Below are 17,379 nucleotides of genomic sequence, written 5' to 3'. Positions count from 1 at the left end.
CTCCTGGTTCGGCTTCGTTGTCGAGCGGGGATGGAACGGTGGTGCCGCGGTCGCGGGGGCGACCGGGGCGTCAGGTCTTGCGCTTGCGCGAGACGACGAGTCGCTGGAGGAGGACGAAGACGAGCAGGATGCCGCCGGTGATGATCGTCGTCGCTTCCGGTGGGATGCTGCCGTCACGGGTGATGAGGACGTTCATGAGCCCGAGGACGAGCGCACCGACCACGGACCCGAGGACGAACCCCGCGCCACCGGTGAGCAGCGTGCCACCGATGATGACCGCGGCGATGGCATCGAGCTCCCACCCGACACCGGTGATGTTCTGGGCGATGCCGAGCTTCGAGGTGTAGACGACGGCGGCGAGGCCGGCCAGGGTGCCGCTGATGATGTAGACCATGAGCTTCGTCCGGACGACGGGCAGACCCATGAGGAGGGCCGACTGCTCGGAACCGCCGATCGCGTACACGGTGCGACCCATCCGGGTCTTGTGCAGGACGACGAAGGCCGCGGCGACGACGATGAGTGCGATCACGACGTTCGGGGTGGTGATGAGGTCGTTGATCTTCGGGCCGTCGATCACCTTCCACTCGGTCGAGAGCGAGCGGATCGGCGAGTCGTCGGCGAGGCGCTCAGGGGTGGTGCTGAGCATCGACGCGAGCCCTCGTCCGAGGAACATCATCGCCAGGGTGGCGATGAAGGGTTGGACGTTGAAGTACTGGACGAGCACCCCTGAGAAGACGCCGAAGGCCGAGCCGATGAGGACCATGATCACCATGACGGCGATCGGATTCCAGCCCGAGTTCGCGAGCATCACCCCGACGAGACTGCTGATCGCGATGATCGCTCCGACGGAGAGGTCCACGCCCCCGGTGAGGATCACGAAGGTGAGCCCGACGGCGAGGATGATCAGGTACGCGTTGTTGATGAGCAGGTTCGAGATGGTGCTCGCCTGGACGATGCGCCCGTAGGCGATCTCGCCGTACACGACCATGCCGATGAAGATGACGACGGCGGCCAACGTCGGCAGCGTCTCGAGGTTCGGCGTCAGACGCGCCAGCAGCGTCCGCCGCGGGGGCGCCGACGCGTCGAGCGTCGGTCGTTCGCTGAGGGTGCTCATGCGGACACCGTTTCCTTTCGCGTGGGGACGGACGCGGGTGGCGTCGTCCGGGAGTTCCGACGGGCGAACAGGGCTCGCACGCGCTGGGACTGGAGGAGGCAGATGATCACGATGACGACCGCCTTGAAGGCCGGCGTCGCCGACGAGGGGATGGAGAGGAACACGATCGTCTTGTCGAGCGTGGCGATGAGGAGTGCCCCGATGACGCTGCCGGTGAGGGAGAACTTGCCGCCGGCGAGCGAGGTGCCGCCGATGACGACGGCGAGGATCGCGTCCATCTCCGCGTTCAGACCGGTCTTCGCGACCTCGACGGTCATGACGCTGGCCGTGCTGAAGATGCCGGCGACACCGGCCAGGACCGCGCTCACGATGTAGACCGCGATGAGGATGCCGATCGGGCGGATCCCCGCCATCCGCGCCGCCCGCGGGTTGATGCCGATGGACTCGATCATGAGCCCGAGCGCGGTGCGCCGCACGAGGACGGCGACGATCGCGACGATGACCCCGGCGATGATGAAGACCACCGGGAAACCGAACACCGTGCCGTTCGCGAGCCACCGGAAGGGCTCGTTCGTCGCCGAGGTGTTCTGACCGGAGGTGATGACCTTCGCGAGGCCTCGGCCGGCGAGCATCGTGATCAGCGTGGTGATGAACGGCTGCAGCCCGACGATCGAGACGAGGACCCCGTTCACCGTCCCGAGGAAGGCGCTGACAGCGAGCGCGAGCAGGGCCGCGACGATCGCCGTCCCGGCGTCACCGCCGCTCTGGTTGCTCATGAACTCCATCGACACGGCGCCGGAGACGGCCATCACGGATCCGACCGAGAGATCGATACCGCGGGTGGCGATGACGAGGGTCATGCCGACCGCGATCATCATGATCGGGGCGCTCGCGCGGAGGATGTCGATCGGGTTGCCCGACAGGTTGCCGGTCGTGCCGTTGACGGAGACACCGAGGTAGCCGGGGTCCTTCACGAGGTTGATGACGAGCAGCAGCAGCAGGGTCACGATCGCCCAGATGTAGGGCTGGTGGACGATGGTGCTGACGATGCCGCGGGCGGAGCGCTGCCCTCCGCTGGCGGAGGAACCGGAACGGGCCGGACCCTGACTGGTGGCGCTCACGTGGCGCTCCCTTCGGTGGCGATCAGGTCGACGATGGTGTCTGCGGTGACCTCGGGTCCGTTGACGATCTCGCCGATCTTACGATGATCCTTCAGCACGACGATCCGCTCGCTCAAGCGCACGACCTCCTCGAGCTCGGAGGAGATGAAGACGACCGACATGCCGTCCTCGGCGAGGGCGGCGATGGCCTCCTGGATCTCGGCCTTCGCGCCGACGTCGATGCCGCGGGTGGGTTCGTCGAGCACGATGAGCTGCGGCTTCGTCGCGAGCCACCGGCCGAGGAGCACCTTCTGCTGGTTGCCGCCGGACAGGTTCTTGATGGGACGCTCGGGGTCGGACGGGCGCACGTTGAGTTCGAGCAGGTACTTGTCGCACAGCTCGTTCTGCTCCCGGCGGGAGAGCGGGCGGGCCCACCCTCGGCGGGCCTGCACGGCCAGGATGAGGTTCTCGCGCACGGTGAGGTCGCCGATGATGCCCTCGTCGCGACGATTCTCCGTCGAGAAGGCGATCTTCTTGGACAGCCCGGCCATGGGGGTGTGCACCTCGGCCGGGGATCCGTCGATGGTGACGGAACCGGAGTCGGGTCGGTCGGCCCCGTAGATGAGGCGGCCGAGTTCGGTGCGTCCTGAGCCGAGGAGTCCGGCGAGGCCGACGACCTCGCCGGCGTGCACCTCGATGTCGACGGGGTCGATCGAGCCCTTCCGGCCGAGCTCGGTGGCGCGGTAGAAGGCTGGAGCGTCCCCAGCGCCTGCGCGCCCGCGGTTGGAGCCGAGGGCGGCGAGCGTGCCGTAGTCCTTGCCGATCATCTTCGAGATGAGTTCGGTCCGGTTCAGTTCCGACGTCAGGTACTCGCCGACGAACTCGCCGTTGCGGAGCACCGTGAGCCGGTCGCTGATCGCGTAGACCTGATCGAGGAAGTGGGAGACGAAGAGGATCGCGACGCCCTGGTCGCGCAGTCGGCGCATGACCTGGAAGAGCCCCTCGACCTCGTTGGCGTCGAGGCTGGAGGTCGGTTCGTCGAGGATGAGCACCTTCGACTTGGTGACCATGGCCCTGCTGATCGCGACGAGCTGTTGCAGCGCGAGCGAGATGCTCGAGAGCGGCTGCTTGGGGTCGATGTGGCCGAGACCGAGGCCGACGAGCGCTTCGTGCGCCGCCTCGTGGGTCCGGCGCCAGTTGATGCCGAACGGACCACGGACCTCGTGGCCGAGCATCACGTTCTCACCGACGGTGAGGTTGTCGCAGAGGTTCACCTCTTGGTAGACGGTTGAGATGCCGGCGCTCTGGGCGTCGGCCGTTCCGGAGAAGGAGCGCGGACCGCCCGCGACCAGGATCGAGCCGGAGTCGATCTTGTACACGCCGGTGAGGGCCTTGATGAGCGTCGACTTGCCGGCGCCGTTCTCACCCATGAGGGTGTGGACCTCGCCCGGGAAGAGGCGGAAGTCCACGTCTTGCAGGGCTTTGACGCCCGGGAACTCGATGGAGATGTGCTGCATCTCGACGATCGGCTCGGTGATTGCCATGTCTGCCTGGTCGTTCTGCCGGGTCGTCCGGCGTCGTCGCTGGGGAGCGTGAGCCCCGGAAGGTGTGGGCCGGTCGCCCGGCAGCGAGGCGTTCGCTGCCGGGCGACCGGGATGCATCAGTACGCGCGGGTCGGAAGTGCTTCCTTGGCCGCGTCGGGCGAGTCGAACGTCACGCTCGGCACGACGATCTCGGACTCGACCGAATCGCCGGCGAGAGCCTTCTTGACCACGTCGATCGCGGTGTCACCGAACAGCGGGTTGTACTCTGCGACGAAGCTCAGGCGGCCTGCCTCGAGCGCCTCGAGGGCGGCCTTCGTGCCGTCGATCGTGATGATCTTGACGTCGGTGCCGGGCTTCAGACCGGCCTCCTCCACGGCGAGGGCTGCGCCGAGGCCCATCTCGTCATTCTGGGCGAACACGAGCTGGACGTCGTTGTTGTTCGCCTTGAGGATCGTCTCGAAGACGCTCTTCGCCTCTTCGGTGGACCAGTTGGCCGACTGCGACTCGAGCTTCGTGAAGTTCGGGTCGATGGTCTCGTCCCAGCCCTTGTTGCGGTCGTTCACCACGGAGAGTCCGGGAGGGCCCTCGAGCACGACGTACTTGGCGCCGTCGGGGAACTGGCCGTTCGCCCATTCGGCGGCGGAGCCGGAGATGCCGACGTTGTCGGGGGCGATCCGGCTGGTGTAGAGCTCGGTGTCGTTGGGCTCGATGCCGCGGTCGAGGAGGACGACGGGGATCTCGGCCTCCTTCGCGCGCTTCAGGACGCTCTCCCAGCCGGTCGCCTCGGTGGCGGACAGCAGGATGGCGTCGACGCCCTCGTCGATGAACGAGGTGAAGGCGGTGATCTGCGAGTTCTGGTCGCCGTTCGTCGCCGGTGCGTACTTGAGGTCGAAGCCGTTCTCCTTCGAGAACGAGTCCTGGATGTTCTTCTCGTTCGCGGTGCGCCATCCGCCTTCGGGGCCGACGGCCACGAAGCCGATGGTGGTGAGTTCGCCGTCGCCGCCGGCGTCGCCGCCTGCGCTTCCGGAACCGCCGGAGCAGGCGGTCGCGCTGATCGCGATGGCACCGACGAGAGCGAGGCCCGCGATGGCGCGGACACGTGCTGTTCTGAACATTGATCTCCTCCTTGAGACCCGCGGTCCCGACACTGGGGCGCGGTGTGAATGCGATGTGTGCTGCTGGTGCAACGCCGGTGGGCACTGATTGTTAGCGATCACAATTGCGTTGTGCTGAACATTAGCCAGGGCCGCGACACCATGTCAACAGGCAATGTGAGCCCTCACATTCGTTCGCGATCCACTCCCCCGACACGTGTCGCTCGCGCTAGAGTCGGGGTCGTCGGCGTTCCACCCGACCGCCCGCCTCGATGGAGAGTCACCCATGTCCACACCCGCGCCGCTCGTGCATCTGCGCGGCGTCTCCGTGCGGTTCCCGGGTGTGCAGGCCCTCGACGACGTCGAGCTCCGACTCTTCCCCGGTGAGGTCCACGCCCTGATGGGCGAGAACGGTGCCGGGAAGTCCACCCTGGTCAAGGTGCTGACGGGCGTCCACCACGTCGACGCGGGTCGCATCGGTTTTGACGGCCGCGACGTGTCCTTCTCGAGCGTCGCCGACGCCCAGGCGCACGGGATCAGCACGGTCTACCAGGAGGTCAACCTCCTCCCCAACCTCACCGTCGCGGAGAACATCCTCCTGGGTCGTGAGCCACGGCACGCTTGGGGTGGGATCTCCGGGCGACGCATGCGCGAGCGGGCCAGGGAGCTGCTCGCTTCCGTCGGACTCGACATCGACCCGTCGTCGCAGCTGTCGACCCATCCGCCGGCCGTCCAGCAGCTCGTCGCGATCGTGCGCGCCATCGCCGTCCGCACCCGGGTGCTCGTGCTCGACGAACCGACCTCGAGCCTCGACACGGACGAGGTCACCGAGCTCTTCCGGATCATCTCGATCCTCAAGGCCGAAGGGGTCGCGATCCTCTTCATCTCGCACTTCCTCGACCAGGTGTACGAGATCTCCGATCGCCTCACCGTGCTGCGCGAGGGCCGCCTCGTCGGCGAGTACCTCCCCCACGAACTGCTCCGCATCGACCTCGTCCACAAGATGATCGGTAAGGAGCTCGCGACCTTCGACGAGATCCGCCGCGGGCTCGACCTCTCCGACGAGGGCGACACACTCGACGGCGAGGAGCCGTTCGTCGCCGCCATCGGCCTCGGACGCCAGGGAGGCGTCGAACCGATCGACCTGAAGGTCTACGAGGGCGAGATCGTGGGCATCGCGGGACTGCTCGGCTCCGGCCGGACCGAACTCGCCAGGCTCCTCACCGGGGTCGACCGGGCCGACACGGGTTCGGTGCAGGTGGCCGGTGCACCGACCCGTCTCAGCACCCCGCGGCGGGCGCTCAAGCAGCGCATCGTCTACGCCTCCGAGAACCGCCGGACGGAGGGGATCATCGGTGAGCTCAGTGTTCGCGACAACATCGCCCTCGCGCTGCAGGCCGACCTCGGCTGGTTCCGCCGGATCCCCCTGCGGCGGCAGAACGAGCTGGCCGAGAGCTACATCCAGGCCATGGGCATCCGGCCCGCGAACCCCGATGCGCTCATGAAAGAGCTCTCCGGGGGCAACCAGCAGAAGGTGCTCCTGGCGCGGTGGCTGGCGCTCGCCCCGCGACTCCTCGTCCTCGACGAACCGACGCGCGGGATCGACATCGGCGCGAAGGCGGAGATCCAGAAGCTCGTGAGTCGCCTCGCCGAGAACGGGCTCTCGGTCGTGTTCATCTCCGCGGAACTCGAGGAGGTGCTGCGGATCAGTCATCGCATCGCCGTGCTCCGAGATCGACGGAAGGTCGCGGATCTGCCGAACCATGATCTGACCGTGTCGAAGCTCTTGGCAGCGATGTCGGAGGCTCCGGACGAACGGGTGCCTGTCCAGCATCCGAGCGCCGAGCCGGACGGACCCCGTGGCTGAGGCGTCCCGCCATGCGACGATCTTCGACGTCGCTCGGCTCGCCGGGGTGTCCCATCAGACGGTGTCACGGGTGCTCAACGACCTGCCGAACGTCCGACCGGCGACGAAGGCCCGCGTCGAAGAGGCGATCAAGCAGCTGCGGTACGTGCCCTCCCCCGCAGCGCGCACCCTGGTCACGAAGCGGTCGCGCACCATCGGGCTCATCGCCACCGGTGGGACGGAGTTCGGACCGTCGTCGTCCGTGCTCCACTTCAACGCGGCCGCTCGGGACGCCCGGTGGTCGGTGTTCACGGCGAACATGGTGGACAGCGACCCCGGATCGGCACGAGCCGCCGTCGAAGGGTTCCTCCGCCAGAACGTCGAGGGCATCGCGGTCATCAGCGCCCGGGAGGGCGTCACCGACATCGTCGCCGGGATGGAGCTGAGCGTGCCGCTCGTCGCCCTGCACGCGACGCCTCGGGCGGGCCTGGTGACGGTCGGTGTCGACCAGTACGCAGGCGCACGGGCCGCGACCGCGCACCTCATCCGGCTGGGTCACCGGCGCATCGGCCATCTCGCCGGGCCCGCGGACGCCGTCGACGCGCGGGAGCGCGAGCGTGGGTGGCGGGACGAACTCGCCGAGGCGGGTCTCGTCGCGCAGCTGATCGGCACCGGCGACTGGACGCCGACCTCGGGCTACGTGGTGGGTCGGCGTCTGGACGACGAGGTGACCGCGGTGTTCGCCGCGAACGACCAGATGGCGCTCGGGCTGATCCACGCCCTGACCGAGCAGGGCGTCCGGGTCCCACTCGACTTCAGCGTCGTCGGATTCGACGACATCCCCGAGGCCGAGCATCTCTCGCCACCCCTGACGACCGTCCGTCAGGACTTCGAGCTCGTCGGCCGGACCATGCTCGCCACGCTCCTCGACCACGTCAACGGCGACCCGGCGCGGACGACGGCACCCTCGGTCCCGCTCCTCGTGGAGCGGGACTCGACGGCGGCGGCCCCGACGACGATCCGCATCCGCCAGGACCTGGCGCGCACACGGGTCGACTGAGCCGGTCTTCGGTTCCCGGTCAGCGGGCTGCGAGCATCCGGTCGGCGGTCCGCACCGACAACGCCATCTGGGCGAGGCCCGGGTTCGCCGCCAGGGCGCTCGGGAACGTGGAGTTGTCGCAGATCCACAGGTTGTCGATGTCGTGCGATCGACCGTCGCCATCGACGACGCCCTCGGATGGATCGGTGCTCATCCGGCACGTCCCCAGCGTGTGCGCCGTGCGTGCGAGCACCCGGGTGCTCCGAGCGCCTGCCGCCGTGAGGATGTCCGTCATCGTCCGGATGGCGTGGCGGTCGATGGCCTCCTCGTTCTCGCCGGGCGAGAAGGTGATCGACGCCCGCGGCAGACCCCACTCGTCCTCCTCCGAGGACAGCTCGAGGCGGTTGCCGTCGGCGGGGAGGCACTCGGCGTTCATGCCGATGCCGGCGCTGTGGCGTGACAGCTCGAGTTCGTCCATCAGTTCCGAACCCCACAGGCCACCGCCGCGCACGAGTGTCGTGGCGTAGTTGAAGGGCATGACGCCGAGACTCTGCAGGAGGTATCCGCCGACGAAATCGGCGTCCTTCGGACGCAGGAAGTCCTCGGTGATGAGTGCCGACGGGTAGCCGCGGTATCCGCGGATCTGCTCGTCGAACCGGCCCCACACCTGGACGGCGCCGTGGGCGAGGAAGTTGCGTCCCACCTGGCCACTGGAGTTGGCGATCCCGTTGTGGAGCAGGAGGCGGGGCGTCTCGATCCCACCGCCGGCGAGCACGAGCGCCGCGCACCGCTGCCGATGGTCGGCACCGTCCTGCCGGTAGACCACGCCGGTGACCCGACCGCGAGCGTCGCGCTCGATGGTGTGGACGACCGCATCCGGACGGATCTCCGCGCCGGCCGCGACGGCGGCCGGGAGGTAGGTGATGGCCGTCGTCGCCTTCGCACCGTGGCGTTCGCCCTGGTGGATCGATCCGACGTTCGTCGTCGCGCGCCGCAGGCCGTGGTGGGGCTGGTCGCGGTCGCGGGTGATGATCGCGGCTGGTGCGTCCGTGGCCCGGATCCCGAGGGCGTCGGCACCCTTCGCCATGAGGTCCGCCGGGGCGTTGCGCTGCGGCGGAGCGTACAGGTACGTGCGCGCCGGGTCCCAGGGGTAGGGCGTCGGACCGGAGACGCCGATGAACGCCTCGACCTCCTCGACGTAGCGGGTCAGCTCCGCGTGGTCGACTGGCCAGTCCATTCCCTGCCCGGTGTCGCTGCGCAGGTGCAGGTCGCGGGCATCAGGACGTGGGGTGAACGCGCCCCAATGCACCGTGCCACCGCCGACGCCGAATCCGCTGTTGTTCGGACCGAACGCGGTCGGGGCGTCGCCGCCGCTGAACCGGCTGGACATCCAGTTGATCGTGGTCGCATCGACCTCGTCCGGGGTGGATTCGGCCGGATCGTGGTTCGGCCCGGCTTCGAGGGCGACGACACGGAGGCCCTGAGAGGCGAGGCGTGCGAGCAGTGGCGCACCTCCCGCTCCGGTCCCGACCACGACGACGTCGACGCTGTCCTCGAGGTCGTATGTCTGCATGGAATCGAGGTTCACGCGGTGTCCTTCTGCGTCTGGTCGAGCGGGGCGACGCCGAGGTCGGAGGGCTCCCACTCGTCTCGGGTGTCTGCGGCGAGTTGCTGGTAGCCGGCGAAGTCGACGTCCTCGGCTCCGGTCGCGAAGCCGTCGTAGCCGACCCGCGCGAGGGACGCCGGGTGGATGAGCCATTCCCGCACGAGGTCGACGCGCAGGTCCTCGAACCAGCGACGCAGCTCGTCTCCCGCCACGGTCCCGCCGGGCACGCCCTTCCCGTCGATGACGTCGCGGATCATCGCGTCCTGGTCGTCGGGCGAGGTCGGCCAAGCCGGCAGGAGCTCGTCGAGGCCGACGCGGTAGGCCTCATCGTCCGTCAAGGCCCCCATCGGCCGCCAGCCGTCGCCGCCGCCTGCTGCGAGGTCGGTGTCGACGCGCGCGGCGAGGTCGATCACCCCGCCGACCGGCTGCGGCACGAGCCGCGCGGCGATCTGTCGGAGCAGGTCGAGCTGCTCCGGCTCCAGCACACGCGATCGGTATGCGGCGTCGTCGGGCAATGCCCGTCGTGCAAGGGCACTCCGGACGCGCGTCGTGGTGCGTGGTGAGGCGATGACGCGCCCCCACTCGGCGGGCACGACCGCGCTGTGGACGAGGATCTCGTCCCACAGCTCCGTGATCGCGTGCGCGACCTCGGCAGGGCGTTCGAGCGGGAGCAGGTGTCCCGCTCCGGCGAGGGAGACGAATCGCGCACGCGGATACACACCGGACAGCAGGTCCGGCTGCACGGCGGCACCGAGCGCATCGTCCTGGTCGCCAGCGAGGACGGTGCACGGGAGGTCCAGGACGCCGACGGACGAGGTGGTGTCCTCGAGACTGCCCTGCTCCAGCCAGCGTCGCCACGCCACCGGCGACATGGCCTGCACGGACGCGACGGTCGGCTGCTGGAGCTCAGCCGACAGCGGAGCACCCACATTGTCGTCGACGAAGGTCTGCGCATCGGCTTCGGCGATGCGGCCGTCCTCGACCCAGGCGAGCATCTGACTGCGCTTCTCGTCGGGCATCGGTTCGGGTGTCGGCGGCGACGGTGCGAGGAGGACCACCCCGAGGAGACCGAAGACGGGCATGTCGCCGTCCCGCACCCGGGACGCGATCCCGGCAGCGATCTTCCCGCCCATGCTGTGCGCACACAGCAGCCACGGGCCGCCGTCGGCCTCGTCCGCGATCACCGCGAGGGCGGTGTCGATCTGTGCGGACACTGAACCGTCGGGCGCATCGGCGGAGCCGCCCTGACCGGGGAGGGTGACGGGGACGACCCTGAAACGGTCGCCGAGCTCATGAGCGAGGGGCTGCGCCGCCGCCGCGTCCAGGCCGAGCCCGGGAAGGAAGAAGACCGTGCACTCGGCCGCGGTCACGGAGTGACCATGCCGCCGTTGACGTTCAGCGTGGCACCGGAGACGTACCCGGATTCCGCTGAGGCCAGGTAGACGTAGGCCGGCGCGAGCTCGGCAGGCTGCCCCGCCCGCTGGTAGGTGTTCTCGTCGTCGAAGTTCGTCATCTGCTCGTCCGACACGCCGTCGGACACCTGCAGTGCGGTCCACACGGGGCCAGGGGCGACCACGTTGACGCGGATCCCCCGGTCGGCGAGCTGCAGGGCGAGACCCTTCGACAGGTTGTTGATCGCGGCCTTCGTCGCGGCGTAGTCGAGCCGGTCGGGCGACGGCTTGTAGGCCTCCAGCGATGCCGTGTTGACGATGCTCGCACCGGCACCGAGGTGCGCGAGCGCGGCCTTGGTGATCCAGAAGTTCGCGAAGACGTTCGTCCGGAAGGTCTCCTCGAACTGTTCGTCGCTGAGGTCCTCCACGCGGTCGACGGCGATCTGCTTGCCGGCGTTGTTGACGAGGATGTCCAGACCGCCGAGGAAGTCGGCGGCCTCCGACACGAGCCGGCGGCATTCGGCGGCGTGCGAGACGTCGGCGACGATCGCCAGGCCGCGTCGCCCGGCCTCGTCGATGAGCCCGAGCACGTGCTCGGCGTCCTCCTCCTCACCCGGAAGATGCGCGATGACCACGTCGGCGCCCTCCCTGGCGAACGCGATCGCCGTGGCGGCACCGATACCGGAGTCGCCGCCGGTGATCAGGGCCTTGCGACCGGAGAGTCGTCCGCTCCCCCGGTAGCTCGATTCGCCGAGGTCGGGAACCGGCGTCATCCGGGCCTGGACGCCGGGCTCCGGCTGGTGCTGCAAGGGTGGTTCGACCCGGGCGTATCGGGTCACAGGATTGGTCAGCTCGTACTGGTCATGCGGGGACATGACGACCACGCTAGACGAGAGACCGGTCGACCTCGGTGGGGTTGCGCTCGGGCCGTCAGCCGGTCATGAGACCGGGCGGACGACTCGTGTCGGGGACCGGTCAGCAGAACGACGAGGGTCCGCCCCAGCCGCCGACCCAAGCCTCGAGGCGAGGGTCGGACCGCAGCGGGAACACGCCCTCGGCGACGAGCCGTTCCGTCGTGAACGCGGCAGGGCCACCCCAGCGCTGCGCTCGACGCGTGGCGCGCCGCGACCGCAGGGTGCCGAGCGGGATGCCTTCGTCGTCGACGAGCTCGATGGTGCCCACCTCGCCCGTTCCGAGGCGTCCGACGGCGTCCGTGATCCACGCCGGGTCGAGGACGACGACGGGTCGCTCGAGGTCCCACGTCACGCGCGCGTCGGTCTGATCCGATCCGATGACCACGCGCGGGTCGTCCCGGAGCTCCGGCGCTCCGTCGTCCTCGAGGACCAACCTGGCCTGCGGGAAGGCGGCGAGGAAGGAGTCCGCCGCGATGAACCGGGCGGCCCCGCTGTGCTCACACCGCAGCCGCATCACGACGTCGACCGCGTCCGACCACAGGGCTCTCGGTGCGGAACCCGGGACGGGGATCGCCGAGAGCAGCCGGGTCGTCTGCGCGTTCGCGCGGTGCATACCGGAGTCGGCGCGCCCGGCCCACTCAGCGCCGTCGTGCCAGGCCACCGCGGCGGGCACGTGAGCGAGCACGGCACCGGCCTGCCACATCCGGTGCGCCCACTCCCAGTCCTCGCCGCCGTACGTGGTGAAGGTCTCGTCGAAACCGCCGACCTCGTCGAACATCGCCCGCGAACACGCGATGACCGCTCCGATCACGAACCGGTAGGACCGATCGTCGGCCTCGAGGAGGTCGTGCGACCTGCCGTACGCCTCGGCGAGCCAGGCGGGTTCGGCCAGTTCACGACCGGCCGCAGCCTCGACGACGGGCACGTCCGGATCGATGCCGGAGAAATCGGCGTGGCGGCGACGGCCCACGGTGACGGCCTCGGGCAGCAGGGCCGGCAGCCGGGTCAGCGCACGGACGTAGCCCGGCTCCGGGACCGTGTCGGCGTCGAGGAAGCACAACACCTCACCGCTGCTCGCGCGCACACCGAGGTTGCGGACCGCCGCGAGGCGGAAGCCCCGGTCCTCCTGCCGGACGAGGATCACGTCGTCGGGCACGTCCACCGCTCCCGGTGAACCGTCGTCGGCGACGACGATCTCCAGCAGCTCGTGCGGGTAGTCCTGCGCGGCGAGGGCGTGCAGCGTGCGGCCGAGCTCGCCGGGCTGGTCGTAGTGCGCGACGATCACCGACACCCGAGGGAGCGGATCGGGGTGGATCCCGTCGAGTGTGTCCCAACGGTTGCCGACGACCCAGGGCCGCCTCATGCGTCCAGCCCGTCCCACCAGCGGAGGTACGAGTCCGTCGCCTCCGTCCACGACATCGGCAGGCGCCGCAAGCCGTGCCAGGTCTGCTGTGGCTGTTCGGCGGCGCTGCGGACCGCGACCGCGAGGTCCGATTCGTCGACGGACGTCAACGCACCCGGGCGCAGGGCGGCCATCTCGTCGATGTACCGGTTGCGCATGGCCACCGGTCGCCGACCCCAGCCGATCCAGGACGCGAGCGAACCGGATGCCGAGACATGTCGGTGCGCGATGACGGGGACGGCGACGGCTCTCCCCCGCCGGGCGATCTCCGCATCGTCGAGCCAACCGGTCACTTCGACGCCGACGCCGAGGGCGCCGGCACGACGGATGAAGGCCTCGAGGTCGGCGGCGTGCCCGTCGGAGGCGCGGCCGAGGACCGTCAGTCGGGTCATCCCGGCGGCCGCTGCGGCCGCCGCCGCCTCGTCGTGTCCCTTGCCGGGGTAGAAGAAGCCGAGGACGCCCACGGATCCGTCCGGCACCTGTGGCTGTTCTCCGTCCTGGACTTCGACCGGCAACGGGATGCGGGCCACCGGCCCTGACCAGACGCCCTCCTCGCGGAGGAGTTCCCGCTCGTGGTCGCTGTTGATGACCACGCCGCGCGCGGCCGCTGCCACTCGGGCGTAGGCGGCCCGCCGACGTGGGAGGTTGTGCGCCCCGTCGGAGGCCTGCGGGACGTCGTGCAGGGTGACACTCACCCGCAACCGCGCTGCGAGCTGGACGAAGTCGTCGGCGGCGTGCTCCGGTGACCCGCCCCAGAGGCGATCGGTGAAGTGCGCGTGTACCGCGGTGCCGTCGGCGAGGCGATCGAGGTGCGTCGCGTCGACGCTCCGGACGGCCGGATGCCGCGCGGCGACCTCGGCGGCCAGTTCCCGCGCGTAGACGGCGACGCCGTGGTTGCCCGCGTGGACGAGGAGGAGTGGTGCCTCCATCACGCGTCACGCCAGACGGCGAGGAGGTCCGTCAGCCTGCCGACGGCCGCGACGACGAGGCCGGGGTGGGACGCGTACCAGTCGGTGTGGGCGGCGCGAACCTCGGCGTCGTCGATCTCGGCTCCGTCCACGATCCAGTGGTCACGAGGGCGGTCCGGGAGCGACCACGCGTCGACGACATCGGAAAGGAGGGGTGCGTGCACGGCGTTCAGCAGGGGCCGACCGGGATCGGTGACGCCACCGCCCAGACCGAGCACGCCGAGCACCCTCGCCCCCAGGGGAAGCCAGATCGCGTTCCCGGGGTGGTTGACCGTGCGGACGTGATCGGCGGTGACCTCGTCGAACAGATCGGAGACCGCCACGTCGGTGAGCGCTTCACGCGTGCGGAGCACCTCCAGCGATGACCGGCCGATCGCCCGCACGGCGTCCGGTGGCAGCACGGCCGCGACGGGGATGCCGGCGGCGGCGGCGAGCGTCCGGACGTCGTGGTAGTCGACGATCGGGAGGCTCTCCTCGAACGCCGGGATCCGGATGGACGCCTGGAACGGGTGCAGTCCACCGAAGCGCACCGGCGGCAGGGTCAGGACCCGGCCGTCGGTGGCGGCCGCCACCTGCCGGGTTCCGAGCGGCAGCCCGTGATAGTCGTCGCGGACGGGCTGCGTCACCACACTGTGGGCGCTCCGCACCACCTCGTGGAGGCGCTCGGCATCCTCGGCGGTCATCTCGTGCACGGCGGGAACGCGCACGAACCGTCGTCCCTCGGCATCCATCACCGTGCGGAGCGATTCGGCCTGACAGTTGCCGAGCACCACCCCGAAGTCGGCCGGGAGCGGCGCGAGCCCGTAGAACTCCGCGTAGTGCCGTCGACGCGCCGACACCGATGTCTCGGAGGGCGCGCTGATGGTGCCCGGGTCGGCGGTGAGGCTCATGCTCCGACCGTATACCGTCGCCGGAGACCGGAGGTTCCTGCGGCCATGAGGTTGCGCAGAGGCCCTACCGTCTGCCAGTCGGTCGGTCCACGCCATACCTGCCTGTGGCGTGAGCGACCAGGTCTATCGGCGATGACAACCGTTATCGATTACATGAAGACATTGCAATTCGTTTATGTATGTGGTGCGATGGATCCATCGCCGGACCTGAAGCTGAAGGAGCACCCATGAGCACCACCGAGATCCACGCCGAGCACACCCTCGCCGACCACACCCACGGAGCCGACTGCGGCCACGAGGCCGTCGCGCACGAGGACCACACCGACTACGTGCACGGCACGCACCACCACGCCGAGCACGGCGACCACTACGACGAGCACGAGAGCGTCGCCGAGCACACCGTCACGGACCACGCTCACGGTGACGACTGCGGCCACGAGGCCGTCCAGCACGGCGACCACGTCGACTTCGTCCACGAGGGCCACAAGCACGCCGCCCACGGCGAGCACTACGACGAGCACTGAGCCCGTCCCTGCTGAACGCCTGAGGGCCTCGACCAGACGGTCGGGGCCCTCAAGCGTTCCCGGGCCGCCCCTTGACCGGGCAAGCCGGCGAGGCCAGGGTTCGACGTCCTACTCTCCCGCGCGCGACGCCCCGCGTCGGTGCTGCTCCGTCGCCGGGAGTGAGACCTCGAACCGGCTGCCCTCGCCGAGGGTGCTGTGCGCGGTGAGCCGGCCCCCCAGCGCCTCGGCGAGGCCGCGGGCGATCGAGAGGCCGAGACCGGTGCTCCGTCCGGCGCGGACCCGCGACGGCTCGCCACGCCACAGCCGGTCGAAGATCCGAGGCAGATCCGCCGCCGGGATACCCTCACCGGTGTCGACCACCGCGATCCGCACCGTACCGTCGACGAGCACCGCGTCGAGGTCGATCCGCCCGCCCGCCGGGGTGTGCCGCAAGGCGTTCGACAGCAGGTTGTCGAGGATCTGCCGCAATCGGGCTGGATCGGTCTCGAGGCGCAGAGGACCGGTGATCTGGACGTGCAGCGCGACATCGGAGGCCGCCGTGCGCACCCGGTACGCCTCGGCGAGGTCGCGCACGACCATCGCCGCATCGCACCTCCGCAGGTCCAACACGAGGTCCCCGGACTCCGCCAACGCGAGCAGCTGCAGGTCGCCCGTGATCCGCTCCATCCGCCCCGCCTCATCCAGCACGAGCCGGCGGAGGGCCGCGTCGTCGAGTCCCAGTCCGTCTTCCGCAGCCTCGACCCAGCCACGGATGTTCGTCAGCGGGCTGCGCAGTTCGTGGGCGATGTCGCCGAGCAGGCGACGGCGGGAGGCCTCGTGTCCGGCGACCTCACTCGACATGCGGTCGAACGCCGCTCCGACGCCGGCGAGGTCGTCGCCCGCGGGGAGCTCCGCGCGGGCATCCCGATCGCCGGCGCTGAACCGCTCGACAGCACCCTCGAGCCGACGCGCGCTCCGCAGGGTCGGCACGATGATGAGTGCCGCCGCCACCGACAGGAGCGCCAGCAGCACCACGATGAACCCGGCGACGCGGGCGATCGATCCGGGACTCGCGTCGAGCGGGCCGCGGGCGTCGCCGCGTTCATCGGTGAGCACCAGGGTGACGGCGGGCGCCGTCGTGGCCTTCGCCTGATCGATGCGCGCCTGGAGCAGGCACTCCTCGGCGGTGTCGTCACCGCTCGGGACGGTGCGCAGCGCGAGTCCCGTGGGGGCGACCGACGGCGACAGGGCGAGTTCGACGCTGGTGATCAGCGGGGCGTTCGCCGCGAGCAGGCAGCCGTTCGTCCGATCTCGGAGGTCGTCGAGGGCGGTCTGCTCGCTCGGCAACGGGGTTTCCAGCGCGGCGCGGCCGCAATCCGGGGCATCCTCGTCACCGGAGACGACCGGCCTCCCGGTCGCCCACACCGCCGTCTCGCCGACCGCCTCACCCAGACACGTCACCACCGCATCCGCCTGCCGGGCGAGCTCCGCACGCTGCGTCCCATCGAGCAGGAACGGCCCGGTGATCCCGTCGGGCAGCCCCAGCTCGGACGTCACCGGATCGGCTCGGAGCGCGAGCGGGTCGAGCAACCGGGTGGCGCGCGCCGGGCGAGGCAGCTCGGGCGCGGTGTCCGCGATCACCGTCCCGTCGCCGCCGACCACGGCGATGCGGCGTCCCGTCTCCTGACCGAGGACCAACAGCGTCGACCCGACATCGTTCCAATCCGTGTGATGCCCGGCCCAGACCGTCAGCGCGTCCATCACCTGCTCGTCCCGCATGAGATCGGCGCCGGACGCCTGCTCGTCGTACCGGTACTCCGACGTCTGCGCGAGCCAGATCGTGCCGCCCACCGAGGCCAGCACGAGCAGGAGCCCAGCCGCGAGATAGCGGGCGAGGAGCCGCGGTACGCGTCGGCGCCCCACCGTCGCCGCTCCGCCGCTGTCAGTCATGTCGTCAGCCATGCTCTC

At 69.9% G+C, this 17,379-nt stretch carries 14 protein-coding genes; 3 read left to right on the top strand and 11 right to left on the bottom strand.

Going from position 1 to position 17,379, the window contains the following annotated elements; genetic code table 11:
* Positions 1 to 70: 70 nt before the first annotated feature.
* The 4 genes from QRN26_RS00535 to QRN26_RS00520 form a co-directional block, all read right to left on the bottom strand.
* Positions 71 to 1,114, bottom strand: coding sequence for an ABC transporter permease (locus QRN26_RS00535; protein ID WP_082455782.1), 1,044 nt, complete (start codon positions 1,112 to 1,114; stop codon positions 71 to 73).
* Positions 1,111 to 2,235 (bottom strand): ABC transporter permease, encoded by a 1,125-nt coding sequence (locus tag QRN26_RS00530; protein WP_369817177.1) that lies wholly within the window; start codon positions 2,233 to 2,235, stop codon positions 1,111 to 1,113. The genes QRN26_RS00535 and QRN26_RS00530 overlap by 4 nt, the downstream gene beginning before the upstream one ends.
* The gene (locus tag QRN26_RS00525) at positions 2,232 to 3,758 is read right to left on the bottom strand and encodes a sugar ABC transporter ATP-binding protein (RefSeq protein ID WP_285034875.1); all 1,527 of its coding nucleotides are present in this window, start codon (positions 3,756 to 3,758) and stop codon (positions 2,232 to 2,234) included. The genes QRN26_RS00530 and QRN26_RS00525 overlap by 4 nt, the downstream gene beginning before the upstream one ends.
* 116 nt (positions 3,759 to 3,874) lie before the next feature.
* The gene (locus QRN26_RS00520) at positions 3,875 to 4,873 is read right to left on the bottom strand and encodes an ABC transporter substrate-binding protein (RefSeq protein ID WP_056777685.1); all 999 of its coding nucleotides are present in this window, start codon (positions 4,871 to 4,873) and stop codon (positions 3,875 to 3,877) included.
* Positions 4,874 to 5,138: 265 nt separating this feature from the next.
* On the opposite strand from QRN26_RS00520, the gene QRN26_RS00515 reads away from it, so the two are divergent.
* Positions 5,139 to 6,719 carry a sugar ABC transporter ATP-binding protein gene (locus QRN26_RS00515; RefSeq protein WP_285034874.1) on the top strand — a complete coding sequence of 527 codons (1,581 nt, stop codon included), beginning with the start codon at positions 5,139 to 5,141 and terminating at the stop codon, positions 6,717 to 6,719.
* On the top strand, positions 6,712 to 7,758 hold the full coding sequence (locus tag QRN26_RS00510; RefSeq protein WP_285034873.1) for a LacI family DNA-binding transcriptional regulator: 1,047 nt from the start codon (positions 6,712 to 6,714) through the stop codon (positions 7,756 to 7,758). Before QRN26_RS00515 ends, QRN26_RS00510 begins: the two co-directional genes overlap by 8 nt.
* A gap of 19 nt (positions 7,759 to 7,777) precedes the next feature.
* Here the strand turns inward: QRN26_RS00510 and QRN26_RS00505 are convergent, their stop codons facing one another.
* From QRN26_RS00505 to QRN26_RS00480, 6 genes are all read right to left on the bottom strand, one after another.
* On the bottom strand, positions 7,778 to 9,310 hold the full coding sequence (locus QRN26_RS00505) for a GMC family oxidoreductase (RefSeq protein WP_285034872.1): 1,533 nt from the start codon (positions 9,308 to 9,310) through the stop codon (positions 7,778 to 7,780).
* An 11-nt stretch (positions 9,311 to 9,321) separates the two neighbouring features.
* Positions 9,322 to 10,713 carry an alpha/beta fold hydrolase gene (locus QRN26_RS00500; RefSeq protein ID WP_285034871.1) on the bottom strand — a complete coding sequence of 464 codons (1,392 nt, stop codon included), beginning with the start codon at positions 10,711 to 10,713 and terminating at the stop codon, positions 9,322 to 9,324.
* The gene (locus tag QRN26_RS00495; RefSeq protein WP_056011222.1) at positions 10,710 to 11,609 is read right to left on the bottom strand and encodes an SDR family oxidoreductase; all 900 of its coding nucleotides are present in this window, start codon (positions 11,607 to 11,609) and stop codon (positions 10,710 to 10,712) included. The genes QRN26_RS00500 and QRN26_RS00495 overlap by 4 nt, the downstream gene beginning before the upstream one ends.
* A gap of 100 nt (positions 11,610 to 11,709) precedes the next feature.
* A complete protein-coding gene (locus QRN26_RS00490) occupies positions 11,710 to 13,011 on the bottom strand; it encodes a glycosyltransferase family 2 protein (protein ID WP_285034870.1) in 1,302 nt (433 codons plus the stop codon).
* Entirely contained in the window at positions 13,008 to 13,982 is a 975-nt protein-coding gene (locus tag QRN26_RS00485) for a hypothetical protein (protein WP_285034869.1), read from the bottom strand. The genes QRN26_RS00490 and QRN26_RS00485 overlap by 4 nt, the downstream gene beginning before the upstream one ends.
* Complete coding sequence (locus QRN26_RS00480; protein WP_285034868.1) at positions 13,979 to 14,908, bottom strand: WcbI family polysaccharide biosynthesis putative acetyltransferase; 930 nt, start codon at positions 14,906 to 14,908, stop codon at positions 13,979 to 13,981. The genes QRN26_RS00485 and QRN26_RS00480 overlap by 4 nt, the downstream gene beginning before the upstream one ends.
* 227 nt (positions 14,909 to 15,135) lie before the next feature.
* Here QRN26_RS00480 and QRN26_RS00475 point away from each other — a divergent pair, with 227 nt between their 5' ends.
* Positions 15,136 to 15,432, top strand: a complete 297-nt coding sequence (locus QRN26_RS00475; RefSeq protein WP_056006156.1) for a hypothetical protein — start codon at positions 15,136 to 15,138, stop codon at positions 15,430 to 15,432.
* A 108-nt stretch (positions 15,433 to 15,540) separates the two neighbouring features.
* Here the strand turns inward: QRN26_RS00475 and QRN26_RS00470 are convergent, their stop codons facing one another.
* Positions 15,541 to 17,361, bottom strand: coding sequence for a sensor histidine kinase (locus QRN26_RS00470; protein WP_285034867.1), 1,821 nt, complete (start codon positions 17,359 to 17,361; stop codon positions 15,541 to 15,543).
* Between the last annotated feature and the right edge of the window lie 18 nt (positions 17,362 to 17,379).

It is taken from the genome of Plantibacter sp. ME-Dv--P-095, assembly GCF_030209365.1.
Taxonomy (GTDB): domain Bacteria; phylum Actinomycetota; class Actinomycetes; order Actinomycetales; family Microbacteriaceae; genus Plantibacter.
This window is presented reverse-complemented; position numbering and strand designations above follow the sequence as displayed.